19 protein-coding genes are annotated in these 17,591 nt (G+C 69.6%); 18 read left to right on the top strand and 1 reads right to left on the bottom strand.

Annotated elements, in window-relative coordinates; all coding sequences use genetic code 11:
• The first annotated feature begins 166 nt into the window (after positions 1-166).
• From rpmE to AB0H21_RS13625, 18 genes are all read left to right on the top strand, one after another.
• A complete protein-coding gene (gene rpmE, locus AB0H21_RS13710; protein WP_358515878.1) occupies positions 167-385 on the top strand; it encodes a 50S ribosomal protein L31 in 219 nt (72 codons plus the stop codon).
• 130 nt (positions 386-515) lie between these two features.
• A complete protein-coding gene (prfA, locus tag AB0H21_RS13705) occupies positions 516-1,568 on the top strand; it encodes a peptide chain release factor 1 (RefSeq protein WP_358515875.1) in 1,053 nt (350 codons plus the stop codon).
• Positions 1,569-1,628: 60 nt separating this feature from the next.
• On the top strand, positions 1,629-2,483 hold the full coding sequence (gene prmC / locus AB0H21_RS13700; RefSeq protein ID WP_358515872.1) for a peptide chain release factor N(5)-glutamine methyltransferase: 855 nt from the start codon (positions 1,629-1,631) through the stop codon (positions 2,481-2,483).
• 60 nt (positions 2,484-2,543) lie between these two features.
• Positions 2,544-3,467 (top strand): L-threonylcarbamoyladenylate synthase, encoded by a 924-nt coding sequence (locus AB0H21_RS13695; protein ID WP_358515869.1) that lies wholly within the window; start codon positions 2,544-2,546, stop codon positions 3,465-3,467.
• Positions 3,468-3,680: 213 nt separating this feature from the next.
• Positions 3,681-5,315 carry a hypothetical protein gene (locus tag AB0H21_RS13690; protein ID WP_358515866.1) on the top strand — a complete coding sequence of 545 codons (1,635 nt, stop codon included), beginning with the start codon at positions 3,681-3,683 and terminating at the stop codon, positions 5,313-5,315.
• Positions 5,316-5,348: 33 nt separating this feature from the next.
• A complete protein-coding gene (locus tag AB0H21_RS13685) occupies positions 5,349-5,732 on the top strand; it encodes a hypothetical protein (RefSeq protein WP_358515864.1) in 384 nt (127 codons plus the stop codon).
• A 215-nt stretch (positions 5,733-5,947) separates the two neighbouring features.
• Positions 5,948-7,258 (top strand): serine hydroxymethyltransferase, encoded by a 1,311-nt coding sequence (gene glyA, locus AB0H21_RS13680; RefSeq protein WP_358515861.1) that lies wholly within the window; start codon positions 5,948-5,950, stop codon positions 7,256-7,258.
• A 60-nt stretch (positions 7,259-7,318) separates the two neighbouring features.
• A complete protein-coding gene (locus AB0H21_RS13675; RefSeq protein ID WP_358515858.1) occupies positions 7,319-8,572 on the top strand; it encodes an MraY family glycosyltransferase in 1,254 nt (417 codons plus the stop codon).
• Between the two features lie 138 nt (positions 8,573-8,710).
• Entirely contained in the window at positions 8,711-9,142 is a 432-nt protein-coding gene (locus AB0H21_RS13670) for a hypothetical protein (protein ID WP_358515855.1), read from the top strand.
• Between the two features lie 289 nt (positions 9,143-9,431).
• Positions 9,432-10,223, top strand: a complete 792-nt coding sequence (atpB, locus tag AB0H21_RS13665) for a F0F1 ATP synthase subunit A (protein WP_358515852.1) — start codon at positions 9,432-9,434, stop codon at positions 10,221-10,223.
• 76 nt (positions 10,224-10,299) lie between these two features.
• Positions 10,300-10,533, top strand: coding sequence for an ATP synthase F0 subunit C (gene atpE, locus AB0H21_RS13660; RefSeq protein ID WP_114029024.1), 234 nt, complete (start codon positions 10,300-10,302; stop codon positions 10,531-10,533).
• Positions 10,534-10,563: 30 nt separating this feature from the next.
• Positions 10,564-11,103 carry a F0F1 ATP synthase subunit B gene (locus AB0H21_RS13655; RefSeq protein ID WP_358515849.1) on the top strand — a complete coding sequence of 180 codons (540 nt, stop codon included), beginning with the start codon at positions 10,564-10,566 and terminating at the stop codon, positions 11,101-11,103.
• Positions 11,103-11,912 (top strand): F0F1 ATP synthase subunit delta, encoded by an 810-nt coding sequence (locus tag AB0H21_RS13650; RefSeq protein ID WP_358515846.1) that lies wholly within the window; start codon positions 11,103-11,105, stop codon positions 11,910-11,912. The genes AB0H21_RS13655 and AB0H21_RS13650 overlap by 1 nt, the downstream gene beginning before the upstream one ends.
• 40 nt (positions 11,913-11,952) lie before the next feature.
• The gene (atpA, locus tag AB0H21_RS13645; protein ID WP_358515843.1) at positions 11,953-13,605 is read left to right on the top strand and encodes a F0F1 ATP synthase subunit alpha; all 1,653 of its coding nucleotides are present in this window, start codon (positions 11,953-11,955) and stop codon (positions 13,603-13,605) included.
• A gap of 3 nt (positions 13,606-13,608) precedes the next feature.
• A complete protein-coding gene (locus tag AB0H21_RS13640) occupies positions 13,609-14,511 on the top strand; it encodes a F0F1 ATP synthase subunit gamma (protein ID WP_358515840.1) in 903 nt (300 codons plus the stop codon).
• Between the two features lie 9 nt (positions 14,512-14,520).
• A complete protein-coding gene (gene atpD / locus AB0H21_RS13635) occupies positions 14,521-15,948 on the top strand; it encodes a F0F1 ATP synthase subunit beta (RefSeq protein WP_358515837.1) in 1,428 nt (475 codons plus the stop codon).
• A 52-nt stretch (positions 15,949-16,000) separates the two neighbouring features.
• Positions 16,001-16,402, top strand: a complete 402-nt coding sequence (locus tag AB0H21_RS13630; RefSeq protein WP_358515834.1) for a F0F1 ATP synthase subunit epsilon — start codon at positions 16,001-16,003, stop codon at positions 16,400-16,402.
• A gap of 13 nt (positions 16,403-16,415) precedes the next feature.
• Positions 16,416-16,823 (top strand): DUF2550 domain-containing protein, encoded by a 408-nt coding sequence (locus AB0H21_RS13625; RefSeq protein ID WP_358515831.1) that lies wholly within the window; start codon positions 16,416-16,418, stop codon positions 16,821-16,823.
• Positions 16,824-16,905: 82 nt separating this feature from the next.
• Here the strand turns inward: AB0H21_RS13625 and AB0H21_RS13620 are convergent, their stop codons facing one another.
• Positions 16,906-17,496, bottom strand: coding sequence for a cob(I)yrinic acid a,c-diamide adenosyltransferase (locus AB0H21_RS13620; protein ID WP_358515829.1), 591 nt, complete (start codon positions 17,494-17,496; stop codon positions 16,906-16,908).
• Positions 17,497-17,591 lie beyond the last annotated feature (95 nt).

The raw sequence follows: 17,591 nt of genomic DNA, 5'->3' as shown, positions 1-17,591 counted from the left end.
CCGGGCGGGCGAGAGGGGCGCGGGAATGGACGATGGCCTGGCGCGGTTACAGGATCTGGCACACTGGTAGCCGACCCATGGCGGTTCCGGTTCCCGCCCGCCCGCGCGTCACTCCGACCGCGAGAGATGAAGGCGACCCGGCGGCCGCGCCCCAGAGAGGACTGAGATGAAGCCTGACATCCACCCGCAGTACGGTCTCACCCAGGTGACCTGTAGCTGCGGCAGCAGCTTCACCACCCGCAGCACGGCCAAGAACGGCGTCATCCACGCCGACGTGTGCTCGGCCTGCCACCCGTTCTACACGGGCAAGCAGAAGATCCTGGACACCGGCGGCCGCGTGGCGCGCTTCGAGAAGCGTTTCGGCAAGAAGCCCGCGAGCAAGTAGCCCGCAAGCAGCGCCGGCCCGGAAACGCCCCCCTGTTCGCGGGGCGTGCCCGGGTCGGCGTTCTTGATGATGGCCCCGGTTTCCGCCACGGGTTTCCGCCACAAGCCAAGCACGAAAGAAGGGACGCACGGTGCACCTGGAGGAGTTGCTCGCCGAGTACGCCGAGCTGGAGCTCAAGCTCGCCGACCCCGCGGTGCACGCCGACCAGAACCAGGCGCGGACCCTTGGCAAGCGGTACGCCCAGCTGACGCCGATCGTCTCCGCCTACCGCGAGCTGGACGGCGTCCGCGACGATCTGGGGGCCGCCCGGGAACTCGCCACCGAGGACGCCGCCTTCGCCGACGAGGTGGCCGAGCTCGAAAGCCGCATCCCGCCGCTGGAGGAGCGGCTCAAACACCTGCTCATTCCCCGCGATCCCAACGATGACAAGGACATCATCATGGAGATCAAGGCGGGCGAGGGCGGCGAGGAGTCCGCGCTGTTCGCCGGCGACCTGCTGCGCATGTACCTGCGGTATGCCGAGCGGGTGGGCTGGAAGACCGAGATCATCGACGCGCAGCACTCCGATCTCGGCGGCTACAAGGACGTGACGGTCGCCGTGAAGGGCAAGGGCGCCGACGGCGTCTGGTCGCGGCTGAAGTTCGAGGGCGGCGTCCACCGCGTGCAGCGCGTGCCGGTCACCGAGTCCCAGGGCCGCATCCACACCTCGGCGGCGGGCGTCCTGGTCTACCCCGAGGCCGAGGAGGTCGACGTCCAGATCGACCCCAACGACCTGCGCATCGACGTGTTCCGCAGCTCCGGCCCCGGCGGCCAGAGCGTCAACACGACCGACTCCGCCGTGCGCATCACCCACGTGCCCACCGGCGTGGTCGTCTCCTGCCAGAACGAGAAGAGCCAGCTCCAGAACAAGGAGTCGGCGCTGCGCATCCTGCGCGCCCGGCTGCTGTCGATCGCCCAGGAGCAGGCCGACGCCGCCGCCTCGGCCGAGCGCAAGTCCCAGGTCCGTACGGTCGACCGGTCCGAGCGCGTGCGCACCTACAATTTCCCGGAGAACCGCATCTCGGACCACCGCGTAGGGTTCAAGGCGTACAACCTCGACCAGGTGCTCGACGGAGATCTCTCCGCCGTCATCCAGGCCCTCACGGACGCCGAGATGGCGGAGAAGCTCGCCGCCCATGCGTGACCCTGAGATGACCTTGGTGCCCGCCGTCCACTCGTAACGAGACAAATCACGAAAACGCCCATGACCTTGCTGATGGACGAGATAGCGCTCGCCACCGCCCGGCTCGCCGAGGCGGGTGTCCCCTCACCGCGAACCGACGCTGAGGAGATCGCGGCGTTCGTCCACGGCGTGCGGCGTGGCCAGCTTCACACCGTGCGCGACGCCGACTTCGACGCTCTGTTCTGGGAGGGCGTCGCCCGGCGCGAGGCCCGCGAGCCGCTCCAGCACATCACCGGGCGCGCCTACTTCCGCTACCTCTCCCTGGAGGTCGGGCCCGGCGTCTTCGTCCCGAGACCCGAGACCGAGGTGGTCGCCGGGTGGGCGATCGACCGGCTCCACGAGATGGACGTCGCCTCGCCCGTCGTGGTCGACCTCGGCACCGGCTCCGGCGCCATCGCCCTGTCGATCGCCCAAGAGGTCTCGCTCTCGCAGGTCCACGCCGTCGAGGTCGACCCGTCGGCGTACGGCTGGGCCAAGCACAACATCGTCGAGCACGGCCAGGGCCGCGTCTCCCTCCACCCCGAAGACCTCGCCGACTGCCTGCCCGAGCTGAACGGCCGCGTCGACCTGGTGATCTCCAACCCGCCCTACATCCCGCCGGGGGCGGTGCCGCGCGACCCCGAGGTGCGCGACTACGACCCCTCCCGCGCGTTGTACGGTTCCGGTGAGGACGGGTTGGACGAGGTCCGCGCCGTCGAGCGCACCGCGAGGCGGCTCCTGCGGCCCGGCGGCCTGGTCGCCGTCGAGCACGCCGACCAGCAGGGGTCGTCGGTGTACCTGGAGTTCACCGAGGAGCGCGGCTGGCGCGACACCCGCGACCACACCGACCTCGCCGGGCGTGATCGATTCGTGACGGCCCGTTACGGCCAGGAATGAGGGCACATGCACCGGTGCCCCTGGCATGACGGTGCGGCCCACGTGGAAGGATGACGACTCGTGATCCGACGTTATAACTGTTCGAACAGCGAGGAGCGCGCGACCGGGCTCGCCGACGCGGCGGCCGCGATCCGCGCGGGCGAGCTGGTCGTGATACCGACCGACACCGTCTACGGCATCGGCGCCGACGCCTTCACGCCCTCGGCGGTGGCGGAACTGCTGGAGGCCAAGGGCCGGGGCAGGGACATGCCCGTTCCCGTCCTGGTGGGCACCGTACGGGCGGCCACCGCCCTGATCGATGACCTCGGCGCCTACGGGCAGGATCTGATCGACGAGTTCTGGCCCGGGCCACTGACGCTGGTCTGCCGGGCGAGCCGGTCCCTCACCTGGGACCTCGGCGACTCCAAGGGGACGGTCGCGGTCCGCATGCCGCTGCACTCGCTCGCGCTCGAGCTGCTCAAGGAGACCGGTCCGATGGCGGTGAGCAGTGCGAACCGCTCCGGCGCGCCGCCCGCGACCACCGCGGCCGACGCCGAGGCCCAGCTCGGCGAGTCGGTCGGCGTCTACCTGGACGGCGGGTCCTGCGCGGACGAGATTCCGTCCACGATCGTCGACCTCACCACGCCCGTGCCCCGCGTGCTGCGCAAGGGTGCCGTGCCGGTCGAGAAGCTGCGCGCGATCGTCGGGTACATCGCCACCGACGGCGAGCCCGAGGTCGACACCCGCCGCTCTCTGCCCGGCGCCGAGGCCGAGAAGCCGGAGGACGCGCAGGCCGAGGTCAAGCCGGCCGAGGAGCAGCCGGCCGAGGTCAAGTCGGCTGAGGTCAAGGCGGCCGAGGGGAAGCCGGCTGAGGTCAAGCCGGTTGAGGGGAAGCCGGTCGAGGAGCCGAAGCCCGTCGAGACGGTCGCCGAGGAGCCGAAGCCGGCCGGCAAGCCGGTGGACAAGCCCGTCGAGCAGGCAAAAAAGGCGGACGGCGAGGCCTGAGCCGGGTCCGGGCGGGCCGCCCCCGCGACAGCGCGTGACCGTGATTCATGCTCTGTGGCTATCGATGGGTGGTCCGGCTCGCCGCGGACAGTACCGTGAACCGCGTCCGCGCTCTTGAGCGACGGGCCGTGGCGGGGGAGCATGGCTGCGGGCAGGGTGAAAGCCCTGCCACAGAGCGACCGGCGGAGCGCGACCACGAGCAGGGAGGCGCCCATGGGCAAGCTGAACGGCATGGACCCCAAGCTGGTCCGCGAGCTGCTGGCCGAGGTCGGGCAGGCCGGCAATCAGATGCGCACGGTCGAGTCCCGCATCACCCAGCTCACGAGCGCGGCGGGCCTGGCCGTCCCGGCGACCCACCGGCCCGCGCAGGTCGCCGACGCCGGGGACACACTGGTCAAGGACGTCAACGCGCGCCTCGTGCTGCTGGAGAAGAAAGAAAAGCAGAACGAGGGGCCGGCCGCTCCCAAGACCATGAAGCAGACGGCTGCGGACAAGAAGGACGACGGCGACAAGGCTGATAAGGGCGACAAGGCCGACAAGGGCGACCGGAACGGCGCTCCCACGTCGGAGTCGCAGACCAAGGACAAGCCGAAGGCCCGCCCGCCCGCCGACAAGACCGACAAGCACGACGCGCCTAAGCCCGAAAAGCACGACCAGCCCCAAAAGCACGACGCGCCGAAGGACGACAAGCCCGACAAGGACACCAAGCCGCACGATCGGGACAAGCACTCGGCGGACCCGTCCCCGAAGGCCGACAAGGACGACACGCCCAAAGACCACAAGGACGCGCCCAAGGAGCACAAGGACGACGGGCCCAAGGGCGACAAGGACGCGCCAAAGGGGGAGAGGCGGGACGACCCCAAGGTCGAGAAGCAGGACCCGCCGAAGAACGACCAGACGCACAAGGTCGAGCCGCCGCGATCCGACGGGCAGGACGCTCCCCGCGCGGACAAACCGACCACTCACGAGGCGCCCAAGGACGAGGCGCCCAAGCACGAGGCGCCCACGCACGAGAAGAACGACGCCCCCAGGCACGACCCGGCCCCCAAGCACGAGCCCGCGCCCAAGCACGATCCGGCTCCCACGGACAAGGGCGACCCCGCGCCCAAGCACGACCCGGCCCCCAAGCACGACGCGGCGCCGAAGGCCGATCATGCCCCGAAGGCCGAGCCGGTTCCCAAGGCCGACCAGCCGCAGTACGTCGACCCGACGGCGACGCAGGGCGGCGGGGGCGACGGCCGGCTGGACACCTCGAGGCCCGACAACGCCAACGACATCGACACCAGCCAGGAACGCACGCGGGTGGTGAACGTCGACGGCGTCCGGGTGGTCGAGGTCACCATGAAGCCGCCCAGTGCCGAGCACCTCGACTGGCTGTCGCAGAACATGGACAAGATCCCTCCCATGGAGCAGCCGGTGGTCGTCCCTCCGGACGGCGCGCAGCCGGGGCATCCTCACTCCGACGGCCCAGTGGGCTACGTCCAGCCCGGCGATCCGTCCGGCGCGGCCAAGCCGTCGGCGCCCCTGCCGCCCGACCCGGGCGCCCAGCCGTCCGATACCGGCGCCCAGCCGTCCGGCTCCGGCGGCCAGACGCCTGACCAGCCCATGGGCGCGCCTCAGGGCGCCGTCCAGGCGGGAGGACAGGTGCAGTCGGGCGTCTACATGCCCCCGGACTCTGCGCCCCGGCTCGGCGATCTCAGCGCCTCACAGTCCCCATTCGCCTCGCCCGCCGATCCATACACTGGCGACCCGTTCACCGACCCCGCCTACGACGGCGACGCGACCGAAGACCGGGGCCCGAGCCACGCCGCCTCCGACGGCTCCCGCTCTTCGTCGTCCGCCGGCTAAGTCGTCCGCCAGCTGAAGGAGTGGTGTTCCGACATGTACGCGGATCCGCCCGCGCCGAGGCCGCTGCAGCCCGGGGAGATGCCGCCCGCGTCGGCGTCGCCCGATCCGTTCAGCCCGGACGGGCACGCGACGAGCTGGCGCTTCAACCCCGAGTACCAGAAGCTCGTCGATCTCTGGCAGCAGGCCCAGCCGCTGCTGGAGAGCCTCACCGGCTCGCTGGACAAGGCGTACCAGATGGCGCGGAGCCGTGACGTCTGGGACGCGCCGGTCGCCGAGAGGTACGTGCAGGACATGGGTGAGTGGCGCACACGCCTCGGCATGTACCGGCAGGCCGTGCTGACCGCGATCAGCGACCAGGCGGCGGACACCCCCCGCTGGGTCCCGGTCTCCTCCTCGGCCCCGCACGCCTACAGCTGAGACGGCTGAGAAACCGATACGGCTGATACCCGTACGGCCCGCCGCACACGCCGGGCCGTACGGGTGGTGCACGCCTGGAAGCCGTCCGGGAGCGCCCTGAGCAGGTCCGGCATGGTGTGCGCGGGCGGGCCCGCCCGCGCCGGGGCATACAGTGGGGAAATCGGCGGTCCTTTGCCACGCGCGTCGCGGCGCGAGGAGGGGATGGTGATCGAGCCATGCGGGCGAAAGGGCGAGACCACGGACGACGGCCCGGCGACGCGCCCCCGGGCGAGGGTGTCTTCTACGGCCCCGACTTCTCCGAGCTGCTGCGCAGTGACCCCGAGATCGCGCTGGTGCTGCTGGACGAGCTGGAACGCCAGCGCGCCGGCCTGCAGCTCATCGCCAGTGAGAACTTCACCTCGCCCGCGGTGATGACGGCGCTCGGCTCGACGCTGACCAACAAGTACGCCGAGGGCTACCCGGGCAGGCGCTACTACGGCGGCTGCGAGGTGGTCGACCGCGCGGAACAGCTGGCGATCGACCGTGCCAGGGCGCTCTTCGGCGCCGACCACGCCAACGTCCAGCCGCATTCGGGCGCCTCCGCGAACCTCGCCGCCTACGCGGCGCTGCTCCAGCCCGGCGACACGGTTCTGGCCATGGCGCTCTCGCACGGAGGCCACCTGACGCACGGCTCGAAGGTCAACTTCTCGGGCCGCTGGTTCGACGTGGTGGCGTACGGGGTGCGGCGCGACACCGAGACGATCGACTACGACGAGGTGCGCGACCTGGCGCTGCGCCACCAGCCCAAGCTGATCATCTGCGGCGCGACGGCGTACCCGAGGCTCATCGACTTCGCCGTGTTCCGGGGCATCGCCGACGAGGTCGGGGCCTGGCTGCTCGCCGACGTCGCGCACACGATCGGGCTGGTGGCGGGCGGTGTGATCCCGTCGCCGGTGCCGTACGCCGACGTGGTGACGTTCACGACGCACAAGGCGCTGCGCGGTCCGAGGGGCGGGGCGATCCTGTGCACCGACGAGATCGCCTCGCGCGTCGACCGCGCGGTGTTCCCGTTCACGCAGGGAGGGCCGCTGATGCACGCGGTCGCGGCCAAGGCCGTGGCGTTCGGCGAGGCGTCCCGCCCGGATTTCGGCGCGTACGCCGGGCAGGTGGTGGCCAACGCGCGGGCGCTGGCGGACGGGCTGGCGGCGGAGGGGATGCGCCCGGTCTCCGGCGGCACCGACACGCATCTGACGCTCATCGACCTGCGCGACCTCGGCGTCTCGGGGGCCGAGGCCGAGGACGCGTGCGCCCGCGCGGGGATCACCCTGAACCGCAACACGATCCCGTACGACCCCGAGCCGCCCACGGTGACCTCGGGCATCCGTCTGGGCACGCCGTGCGTGACGACGCAGGGCATGGGCGTGCCGGAGATGAAGGAGATCGCGTCGATGGTGGCGCAAGCGGTGGGGGATCCAGGTGCGATAACGTCGGTGGCCGAGCGGGTGACGCGGCTCACACGGGGTCACCCGGCATATCCGCGGGGTTAATGTGCAGTTCTGTGCAGTTTTCCGGTCACAGATGACCGGACAATCCGGGAAACTAGGTACGTGCGCGAATACACACTCATAGCGCTGGTGGCGGCCGCGGTTACCTACCTGCTGGTCCCCCTGGTCAGGGTCTTCGCGCTCCGCATCGGCGCCGCGCCCGAGATCCGCGAGCGCGACGTGCACACCGTCCGGACCCCTCGCCTCGGCGGCCTGGCGATGTACGCGGGAATGCTGGCGGGGCTGTTCGTCGCCACCCGCCTCGAGCACATCGGGGCCACGCTCGCCTCGCCCAAGATGGGCGAGGGGCAGACGGTGATAGCCCTGGCCCTCGCGGGCGGCGTCATCGTGATCACCGGGTTCCTGGACGACTGGTGGGGCATGGACGCCCTGGTCAAGCTGGGGGGGCAGATCGCCGCGGCCGGGCTGCTGGTGGTCTTCAAGCTCACGCTGCTGTGGGTCCCTCTGCCCAACGGGAACACGGTGAGCCTCGACAGCACGCTGCAGACGATCATCACGATTCTCGTGGTGGTGGTCGCCATCAACGCGGTCAACTTCGTGGACGGCCTGGACGGCCTGGCCGCCGGCATCGTCTGCATCGCCGCGATGGCGACGTTCGCGTGGACGATCGCGCTCACCGAGAGCCTCGATCAGGGCCGCCTGAGCGTCGCGGCGGCGATCACGGCGATCCTCATCGGCATGTGCCTGGGCTTCCTGCCGCACAACTTCCACCCCGCCAAGATCTTCATGGGCGACACCGGCGCGATGCTCATCGGCCTGGTGCTGGCGACGTCGGTGGTCACGGTGACCGGCACGGTCGACTACCGGGGCGCCGCGGACATCAACCGGTTCCCCCTCGTCCTGCCGATCCTGCTGCCCCTCGCGGTGATGGTGCTTCCGCTGGCCGACCTGGTCATGGCGGTGATCCGGCGCACGTCGTACGGCAAGTCGCCGTTCGCGCCCGACCGCGGCCACCTGCACCACCGCCTGCTGCACATCGGCCACTCGCACCGCCGCACGGTGCTGATCATGTACGCGTGGACGTTCCTGTTCGCCGCCGCCGTCGTCGGCCTCTCGGTGGGCGGCGTGCCGTTGCTCGTGTTCCCCGCGGTCGTGGTGTTCGCCCTCGCCGTGCTGATGCTCATGGGCCTGCCGCTGTGGCGCTCGGGCCGGGGCGGGCGCGGGGGAGGCGCGCACGCGACCCGGCGCGGCCCCGGTCCGACCTCAGGCCCGATTTCGGCGGGCCCCTCCACGCCGGAGGCGTCCGCGGCCGCCGATGACGCGCACACCTCGCCCGCCACCGCGACGACCGGCTGACACATTCGTTCACCTGCCCGAAAGCCCAGGTAAAGGCGTTCCTTCATGAGCTTGTGATACCTTTCACTAGCAAGGGCGGGCAACGCCCGCCCCGCGAGGTAGCAATCGCTCGCTTGACAACTGTTCTTTGGAGCACCGATGCAGGCCAACGACCTCCAGATTCTCCGGGCGGCCGCGATCCCCACCGGGGTGGCCGGGCTCGTCGCCGTCGCCGTCGCGGCGTTCGCCGGCGGTGCCAAGGGAGCCCTGGGCGCCGGCATCGGCGTGCTGGTCGTCGCGGCCTTCTTCACCATCAGCCTCGTCGTCGTCACCTACGCCGCGCGCATCTCGCCGACGATGATGATGGCCGCGGCGCTGGGCACGTTCCTGCTGAAGATCCTGGCCCTGGTCGTGACGCTGGAGGCCTTCCAGGACGCCACCGTGTGGACTCCCGGGGCGTTCGGCCTGACCGTCATCGCGTGCACCGTCATCTGGACCATCGGCGAGGCGCGCGGCTTCCTGAAACTTCGCATCCTCTACGTCGACCCCACCGCCAAGGTGCCGGGCCAGATCGGGGAGAAGCGGACGTGACGCGTCGCGTACCGACGGTCTCCGGGAGTTTGCTCTACACTCGCCTTGGCAGACGGGGTGAGACACGTCATCGTCAGGTGCCTGGGGCGCGCGCCTCACGCGGCTGGCTCGATATGACTAGTCAGGGCCACGCCTGCTATTGTCGCGTGCGCGGCAGGGGAACGTTCGCCTGTGCCATTGAGTCCTGGCCTCCTCGCCCTCTTCACACTTCTTCTCCGGCCGGCCTCTCCGAGGTACGCCGACCGGAGGACCTGCTGACGACCGATCATCACGACGAAGGGAACGACGAGTGAGCGCCACGCTGACGCCTCTCGCCTCCGATGAGTTCCAGGCTCCGGGGCTAGGCATTTTCGACTGGCCACCGCTCGTCGACGATGTGGCCTGGTTCAACAAGCCGGCCCTGCTGGCCTTCACCGCCTCCATCCTGGTCGTGGTGTTCGCCTTCATCGCCTTCTCCAAGCCGAAACTCGTGCCGAGGGGCGTGCAGAACGTCGGCGAGCTCGCCTACGACTTCGTCCGCGACCAGATCGCCCGGCCGAACCTCGGCAAGGACAGCGATCGCTGGATGCCGTTGCTGTTCACCATGTTCCTGTTCGTCTGGATCATGAACCTGTTCGGCTCGGTCATCTTCATCCAGTTCCCCGTCATGGCGCGCATCGGCTACCCCGCGGTCCTCTCGATCGGCGTGTGGCTGCTGGTCATGTACCTGGGCATCAAGCACCAGGGGCCGATCGGCTTCTTCAAGAACGTGATGTTCCCTCCCGGCCTCCCGGGCTGGATCTACGTGCTGGTCGCCCCCATCGAGCTGATCTCGACCTTCTTCCTGCGCCACATCACCCACGCGGTGCGGCTCTTCGCCACCATGATGGCGGGCCACCTCATCGTGGCGCTGTTCTCCGAGGTCGGCTGGCACTTCCTCGCGGTGCAGATCACGCCGCTCGGCGCCCCGCTCGGCGTGCTCGGGGTCGCGATGACGATCCTGCTCACCGCCTTCGAGCTGTTCATCCAGGCGCTGCAGGCCTACGTGTTCGCGCTGCTGACGGCCATGTTCATCAACGACGCGGTTCACCCCGCGCACTGATAACGCACTGAAAATCTTCCACCTCGCCCGAAACCCCGGTGGACGTCCCACTGGTCGATAGAAAAGGAAACTAAGCATGTCTAGTGGTCTGCTCGCCGAAGTGACCGGCAACCTTGGTTCCATCGGCTACGGCCTCGCCGCGATCGGCCCCGGCATCGGCATCGGCATCATCTTCGGCCAGGGCGTGCAGGCCATCGCCCGCCAGCCGGAGGCCTACGGCTTGATCCGTCAGAACATGATCCTGGGCTTCGTCTTCGCCGAGGCGCTCGCTCTGATCGGTATCGCGCTCGCGTTCGCCTTCCGGGTCTGACGCGACCCTCCCCGGCGGAAGGTGGCAATTGTGTATCTAGTAGCGGCAGAAGAAGCGGCGAACCCTCTCCTCCCCAATATGGCGGAGATGGCCATCGGCGGGATCTCCTTCCTGATCGTCCTGTTCTTCGTCGGCCGTCTGTTGGTCCCCCGTATCCAGAAGACCCTGGAGATGCGGACCGAGGCCATCGAAGGCGGTCTGAAGAGGGCAGAGGAGGCCCAGGCCACGGCGCAGCGCACCCTCGAGGAGTACCGCGCCAAGCTCGAAGAGGCCCGTCACGACGCCGCCCGCCTGCGGGAAGAGGCCCGTGAGCAGGCCGCGCAGATCAAGGCCGAGCTCCGTGAGGAGGCCCAGGCCGAGGCCCGGCGCCTCATCGAAGCCGCGCACGCGCAGATCGAGGCCGACCGCCAGCAGGCGTTCGCCCAGTTGCGCGGTGAGATCGGCCGCCTGGCGACCGATCTGGCCGGTCGCATCGTGGGCGAGTCCCTGGAGGACGAGGTCCGCCAGAGCCGCGTCGTGGACCGGTTCCTCGCCGAGCTCGAGTCCGCGGACGGGGCGGCGGTGCGCTGATGAGAGGCCTGAGCCGTAGCTCGTTCGCCGAGGTCGAAGAGCGCTTCAACGCGGTGGCCGGGGCGGCGGACCTCGCCCGCGTGGCCGATGACCTGCTCGCGGTCGCGGTCCTGCTGGACCGCGAGCACGGGCTTCGCCGCAACCTGGCGGACCCCGCGCGTCGCGCGGAGCAGAAGGCCGAGGTCGTGCGGGCGCTGCTGAGCGGCAAGATCGACGACGCCGGCCTGGAGACGGTCGTCACGGCCGTCTCGGTCAAGTGGTCGAAGTCCGGAGACCTCTCCGACGCGCTGGAGCGGCTCAGCGTCATCGCCTCGGTCGCCGAGGCCGAGTCCCAGGGCAGGCTCGACGACGTGGAGGACGAGCTCTTCCGCTTCGGCCGCATCGTCGAGGCCAACCCCGACCTGCGCCACGCCCTCGCCGACCCGGCCCTCCCCGCGGACGCCAAGCGCGCCCTGCTCGGCGACCTCCTCGCCCGCAGGGTCGCCCCGGCCACCCTGCGGCTGGTGACGCAGCTTGCGCTGTACCCCAGAGGACGTAGCTTGGAACGAGGGCTGGATGAGTACATCCAGCTCGTGGCGGAGCAGCGACAGCAACTTGTCGCCGTGGTGCGCAGCGCGGTTCCGCTGACCGACGGGCAGAGGCAGCGCCTCGCCGCCTGGTTGCGCACCACGTACGGTCGCGACGTCCACCTGAACGTCGAGGTGGACCCGCGGGTGATCGGTGGATTCTCGGTCCGGCTGGGCGACGAGATGATCGACACCACGATCGCAGGACGTATTGAAGATGTCCGCCGCCGGTTGGCCGGCTAGGAGAGTCAGGGCGGCCGATGATTAGGGAGACTGAAGAGAGATGGCGGAGCTGACGATCCGGCCGGACGAGATCCGGAACGCGCTTGAGCGCTTCGTCCAGGCCTACGAGCCGGAAGGGGCGGCCCGGGAGGAGATCGGGACCGTCGTCGATGCCGGCGACGGCATCGCCCACATCTCCGGCCTTCCCTCGGCGATGGCGAACGAACTGCTTGAGTTCGAGGACGGCACGCGTGGCCTGGCACTGAACCTGGACGTCCGGGAGATCGGTGCCGTTATCCTGGGCGACTTCAGCGGCATCGAAGAGGGCCAGTCGGTACGCCGGACGGGCGAGGTCCTGTCCGCCCCGGTCGGCGACGCCTTCCTCGGCCGCGTCGTCGACTCGCTGGGCAACCCGCTCGACGGCAAGGGCCCGATCGAGGCCGAGGCGCGCCGGCCCCTGGAGCTCCAGGCGCCGTCGGTGGTCCAGCGCCAGCCGGTGAAGGAGCCGCTGCAGACCGGCATCAAGGCGATCGACGCCATGACGCCGATCGGCCGCGGCCAGCGCCAGCTGATCATCGGCGACCGCGGCACCGGCAAGACCGCGATCGCCGTGGACACGATCCTCAACCAGCGCGAGAACTGGGCCAGCGGCGACCCGAGCAAGCAGGTCCGCTGCGTCTACGTCGCGGTCGGCCAGAAGGGCTCGACGATCGCGCAGGTCCGCGCGCGCCTCGAAGAGGCCGGCGCCATGGAGTACACCACCATCGTCGCCGCCCCGGCCTCCGACGCCGCCGGGTTCAAGTACATCGCCCCGTACACCGGTTCGGCCATCGGCCAGCACTGGATGTACCAGGGCAAGCACGTGCTCATCGTCTTCGACGACCTGAGCAAGCAGGCCGACGCCTACCGCGCCGTGTCCCTGCTGCTGCGCCGCCCGCCGGGCCGTGAGGCGTTCCCCGGCGACGTCTTCTACTTGCACTCGCGCCTGCTGGAGCGCTGCGCCAAGCTCTCCGACGCCATGGGCGCCGGCTCGATGACCGGTCTGCCGATCATCGAGACCAAGGGCAACGACGTCTCGGCGTTCATCCCGACCAACGTCATCTCCATCACCGACGGCCAGTGCTTCCTGGAGACCGACCTGTTCAACGCCGGCGTCCGCCCGGCGATCAACGTCGGTGTCTCGGTCTCCCGCGTCGGTGGCTCGGCGCAGATCAAGGCGATGCGCAAGGTCGCCGGAACGCTCCGCCTGTCGCTGTCGCAGTACCGCGACCTGGAGGCCTTCGCGGCCTTCGCCTCCGACCTGGACGCGGCCTCCCGCGCCCAGCTGGAGCGCGGCGCCCGCCTGGTCGAGCTGCTCAAGCAGCCGCAGTACCACCCGTACGCGGTCGAGCGCGAGGTCGTCTCCGTGTGGGCCGGCACCAGCGGCGAGCTCGACGACGTCCCGCTCGAGGACATCGCGCGCTTCGAGGCCGAGTTCCTGGACTACCTGACGACCAAGTACAAGGGCGTCCTCGACGGCATCCGTGAGACGCGCGAGCTGAACGACGATGCGATCACGACGCTCAAGGAGGCGATCACGGAATTCAAGAAGACGTTCCAGACCTCCTCCGGCACGCTGCTCGTGAACGACGAGCCGGTCAACCCGCTCCAGGCGAACGAGGTCGGCCAGGAGAAGATCGTGAAGCACGTCCGCCCGACGGCCGAGAAGCAGTAGCCGATGGGTGCCCAGCTAAGACTGCTGCGGCGGCGGATTCGTTCGGTCAAGTCCACTGCGAAGATCACCCGCGCGCAGGAGCTCATCGCCTCGTCCCGCATCATCAAGGCGCAGCAGCGCATGGAGGCGGCGGTTCCGTACGAGCGTGAGATCACGCGCGCGGTGTCGGCCGTCCTCAGTAACTCGGCCGACATCGACCACCCGCTGACCGTCGCCAAGGAACGGCCCACCGCGGCGGGCGTCCTGATCGTCACCAGCGACCGCGGCTTCGCCGGCGGCTTCAACGCCAACGTGCTGCGCGAGGCCGAGGCGCTGGCCGGTCACCTGCGGGGACGCGGCTTGGAGCCCAAGCCGTTCGTCGTCGGGCGCAAGGGCATCACCTGGCACCGCTTCCGCGACCGGCAGATGAGCGGCGAGTGGTCCGGGTTCTCCGACAACCCGCTGTACGCGCACGCCAAGGAGATCGCCGACGCGCTGGTGGGGGCGTTCGAGGACGAGAACGGCATCGACGAGATCCACATCGTCTACACCGAGTTCGTCTCGATGCTCACCCAGCAGGTCCAGGTGAAGCGCATCCTTCCGCTGGAGGTCGAGGAGACCACCGAGCAGCCCCCCGAAGGCCCGCTGCCGTACTACGAGTTCGAGCCGACCGCCGGTGAGGTGCTGAACCAGCTCCTGCCGCGCTACATCGAGTCGCGCATCTTCAACGCGCTGCTCCAGTCGGCCGCCTCCGAGCACGCCTCGCGTCGCCGCGCGATGAAGTCGGCGACCGACAACGCCAACGAGCTCATCCGCGTGTTCACGCAGCGGATGAACCAGGCGCGGCAGGCCGAGATCACCCAGGAAATCAGCGAGATCGTCGGCGGCGCCAACGCGCTCGCCGACGCCTCCGCGGGGAAAGAGTGAGAAACCACAATGACTGCTGAGACCGTCGCGACCGCCGTAGGTCGCGTGGCCCGCGTCACGGGTCCCGTCGTCGACGTGGAGTTCCCCGTCGAGGCGATGCCGGACATCTACAACGCTCTCACCACCGAGGTCACCATCGGCGGCGAGACCAAGACGCTGACCCTGGAGGTCGCCCAGCACCTCGGCGACAACCTGGTCCGCGCCATCTCCATGCAGCCCACCGACGGCGTCGTCCGCGGCGTCGTCGTCAACGACACCGGCGCCCCCATCTCGGTGCCGGTCGGCCAGGTCGTCAAGGGCCACGTGTGGAACACCCTCGGCGAGGCCCTGGACACGCCCACCGCCTCGCTCCAGATCAACGAGCGCTGGGGCATCCACCGCCAGTCCCCGCCGTTCGACCAGCTCGAGTCGCGCACCGAGATGCTGCCCACCGGCATCAAGGTCATCGACCTGCTCACCCCGTACGTCAAGGGTGGCAAGATCGGCCTGTTCGGCGGCGCGGGCGTCGGCAAGACCGTCCTCATCCAGGAGATGATCCGCCGGGTCGCGCTGAAGTTCTCCGGTACGTCGGTGTTCGCCGGCGTCGGCGAGCGCACCCGTGAGGGCAACGACCTCTGGCTGGAGATGGAGGAGGCCGACGTCCTCAAGGACACCGCGCTGGTGTTCGGCCAGATGGACGAGCCTCCGGGCACCCGTCTGCGTGTCGCGCTCTCCGCGCTCACCATGGCCGAGTACTTCCGTGACGTCGAGAAGCAGGATGTTCTGCTCTTCATCGACAACATCTTCCGCTTCACCCAGGCGGGCTCGGAGGTCTCCACCCTGCTCGGCCGTATGCCGTCCGCGGTGGGTTACCAGCCCACCCTGGCCGACGAGATGGGCGTCCTCCAGGAGCGCATCACCTCGACCCGCGGTCACTCGATCACCTCCATGCAGGCGATCTACGTCCCCGCGGACGACATCACCGACCCGGCCCCGCACAACGCGTTCGCGCACCTCGACGCGCAGACCGTTCTGTCCCGGCCGATCTCGGAGAAGGGCATCTACCCCGCGGTGGACCCGCTCGACTCCACCTCCCGCATCCTCGACCCCACGATCGTGGGCGAGGAGCACTACCGGGTGGCCCAGGAGACCAAGCGGATCCTCCAGAAGTACCGCGAGCTCCAGGACATCATCGCCATCCTGGGCATCGACGAGCTCTCGGAAGAGGACAAGGTCGTCGTCCAGCGGGCCCGCCGCATCGAGCGCTTCCTGTCCCACCCGATGTACGCCGCCGAGGCGTTCACCGGCCAGCCGGGAGAGTTCGTCGACGTGGAGGAGACGATCCGCTCCTTCAAGGGCCTGTGCGAGGGCGAGTACGACCACCTTCCCGAGCAGGCGTTCTTCATGGTCGGCGGCATCGACCAGGCCATCGCCAAGGCGAAGGAACTGGCCCGCTGACGACGGGGTGCCGGTACGGCCCTGCCGTACCGGCATCCGAGGAAGGTGTGTGATGGCAAAGCTCCGCATCGGCGTCGTTTCGCCGGAACGTGAGATCTGGTCGGGCGAGGCAGACATGGTGATTGCCAAGACCGTGGACGGCGAGATCGGTATTATGCCGAATCACGCCCCCGTTCTCGGCGTCCTCGTGGAGGGCGGCGTCCTGCGCATCAAGCGAAGCGACGGCGGGGACGTGGTCGCGGCCGTCCACGGCGGGTTCATCTCCGTGGCCAACAACGACGTGTCGGTTCTGGCCGAGACGGCCGAGCTCGGCTCCGAGGTGGACGTCGCGGCGGCCCGGGACGCGCTCCAGCGGGCGCTCTCGTCGGTCGACGCCGGCGGCGAGGACACCGAGGCGCAGATCGAGGCCAAGCGTGCCAGGGCCCGCCTGCGCGCGGCCGGCGAAGAGGTTTGACAGTTATACGGACATGAGCTTCGGGGGGGCGACCATGGCGGCGCTGGAGATTTTGATAAGCGTTGCGGTGGTCGCCGCCTTGCTCGTCCTTCGTGGCATAGTGCTCGCCCGATCCCGGGGCAACGTCGTATGTAGCCTGCGTACGAGTAACCGGGCCTGGAGAAGCGGGGTGGCCCGCTATGCGGGCGGAGAGCTCCACTGGATCCCATTTCTTGGACTGCGACTGAGGCCGCGCCACGCTATCGCGAGGCGCGGCCTCACCGTTTCGACCCGTCGTCCCCTCACGGGCGACGACGGCCCCGCAGGCTACTGGACGGTCGACTGCGCCGGCGTCTCCCTGGCCATGAGCGAAGACGCCCTGACGGGCTTCCTGGCCTGGGTCGAAAGCGCCCCGCCCAGCGCACACCTGGACGCCGCGTAAATCTGTGCCTATGGCCGCGCCTCCGGCACGGCGGTAAGGGGCGCCTCGAACCCGCCGAGCGGAGCGAGGCCATAGGCACTGCCTAACGGGTGGCGCCGGGCTTCCAGAGGAGTTCCCGGCCGTCGGCCGCTATGCGGCAGAGGATGAAGAGCAGGTCGCTCAGGCGGTTCAGGTAGCGGGCCGTGAGCGGGTTCACGTCGTCGTGGGTCTCCAGGGCCGACCAGGTGGTGCGTTCCGCGCGGCGGACGACCGTGCGGGCCACGTGCAGGAGCGCGGTGCCCGGGTCGCCGCCCGGCAGGATGAAACTGCGCAGCGGGCGTAGCCGCTCGTTGAAGAGGTCGCACTGCGCTTCGAGCCGGTCGACGTAGGACTGCTCGACGCGCAGGGGCGGGAACTCGGGGTTCTCGGTCACGGGCGTGCAGAGGTCGGCTCCGACGTCGAACAACTCGTTCTGGACGACGGCCAGCACTTCGACGATCTCGGCCGCGAGGTTCCCCATCGCGACGGCCACACCGATCGCGGCGTTCGCCTCCTCGACGTCCGCGTAGGCGGCGAGCCGGGGATCGGTCTTCTGGGCACGGCTCATGTCCCCGAGCGTGGTGGTGCCGTCGTCGCCGATCCGCGTGTAGATCTTGGACAGCACGACAGGCTTGTCGTTGTCAGCGCGCGTCATGCCGCCAGCGTAGCCCCGCGGGCGTCCTTCAACGGTGCTCTGGGGCACTAACGGAGGAATAGGAGAGGGATTGGTGGGCAGGGGACCTCTGCGGC

The sequence above is a fragment of the Sphaerisporangium sp. NPDC051011 genome (assembly GCF_040653595.1).
In the GTDB taxonomy this organism is placed as follows: Bacteria; Actinomycetota; Actinomycetes; order Streptosporangiales; family Streptosporangiaceae; genus Sphaerisporangium.
The sequence above is the reverse complement of the archived record's forward strand: the minus strand, read 5'-3'. Positions and strand labels throughout refer to the sequence as shown.

Bases quoted from the DNA above. Each gene is read 5' to 3' on its own strand.
- rpmE (WP_358515878.1), top strand. From the start codon at position 167: ATGAAGCCTGACATCCACCCGCAGTACGGTCTCACCCAGGTGACCTGT.
- prmC (WP_358515872.1), top strand. From the start codon at position 1,629: ATGACCTTGCTGATGGACGAGATAGCGCTCGCCACCGCCCGGCTCGCC.
- AB0H21_RS13690 (WP_358515866.1), top strand. From the start codon at position 3,681: ATGGGCAAGCTGAACGGCATGGACCCCAAGCTGGTCCGCGAGCTGCTG.
- AB0H21_RS13685 (WP_358515864.1), top strand. From the start codon at position 5,349: ATGTACGCGGATCCGCCCGCGCCGAGGCCGCTGCAGCCCGGGGAGATG.
- glyA (WP_358515861.1), top strand. From the start codon at position 5,948: ATGCGGGCGAAAGGGCGAGACCACGGACGACGGCCCGGCGACGCGCCC.
- AB0H21_RS13670 (WP_358515855.1), top strand. From the start codon at position 8,711: ATGCAGGCCAACGACCTCCAGATTCTCCGGGCGGCCGCGATCCCCACC.
- atpE (WP_114029024.1), top strand. From the start codon at position 10,300: ATGTCTAGTGGTCTGCTCGCCGAAGTGACCGGCAACCTTGGTTCCATC.
- AB0H21_RS13650 (WP_358515846.1), top strand. From the start codon at position 11,103: ATGAGAGGCCTGAGCCGTAGCTCGTTCGCCGAGGTCGAAGAGCGCTTC.
- atpA (WP_358515843.1), top strand. From the start codon at position 11,953: ATGGCGGAGCTGACGATCCGGCCGGACGAGATCCGGAACGCGCTTGAG.
- AB0H21_RS13640 (WP_358515840.1), top strand. From the start codon at position 13,609: ATGGGTGCCCAGCTAAGACTGCTGCGGCGGCGGATTCGTTCGGTCAAG.
- atpD (WP_358515837.1), top strand. From the start codon at position 14,521: ATGACTGCTGAGACCGTCGCGACCGCCGTAGGTCGCGTGGCCCGCGTC.
- AB0H21_RS13630 (WP_358515834.1), top strand. From the start codon at position 16,001: ATGGCAAAGCTCCGCATCGGCGTCGTTTCGCCGGAACGTGAGATCTGG.
- AB0H21_RS13625 (WP_358515831.1), top strand. From the start codon at position 16,416: ATGAGCTTCGGGGGGGCGACCATGGCGGCGCTGGAGATTTTGATAAGC.
- AB0H21_RS13620 (WP_358515829.1), bottom strand. From the start codon at position 17,496: ATGACGCGCGCTGACAACGACAAGCCTGTCGTGCTGTCCAAGATCTAC.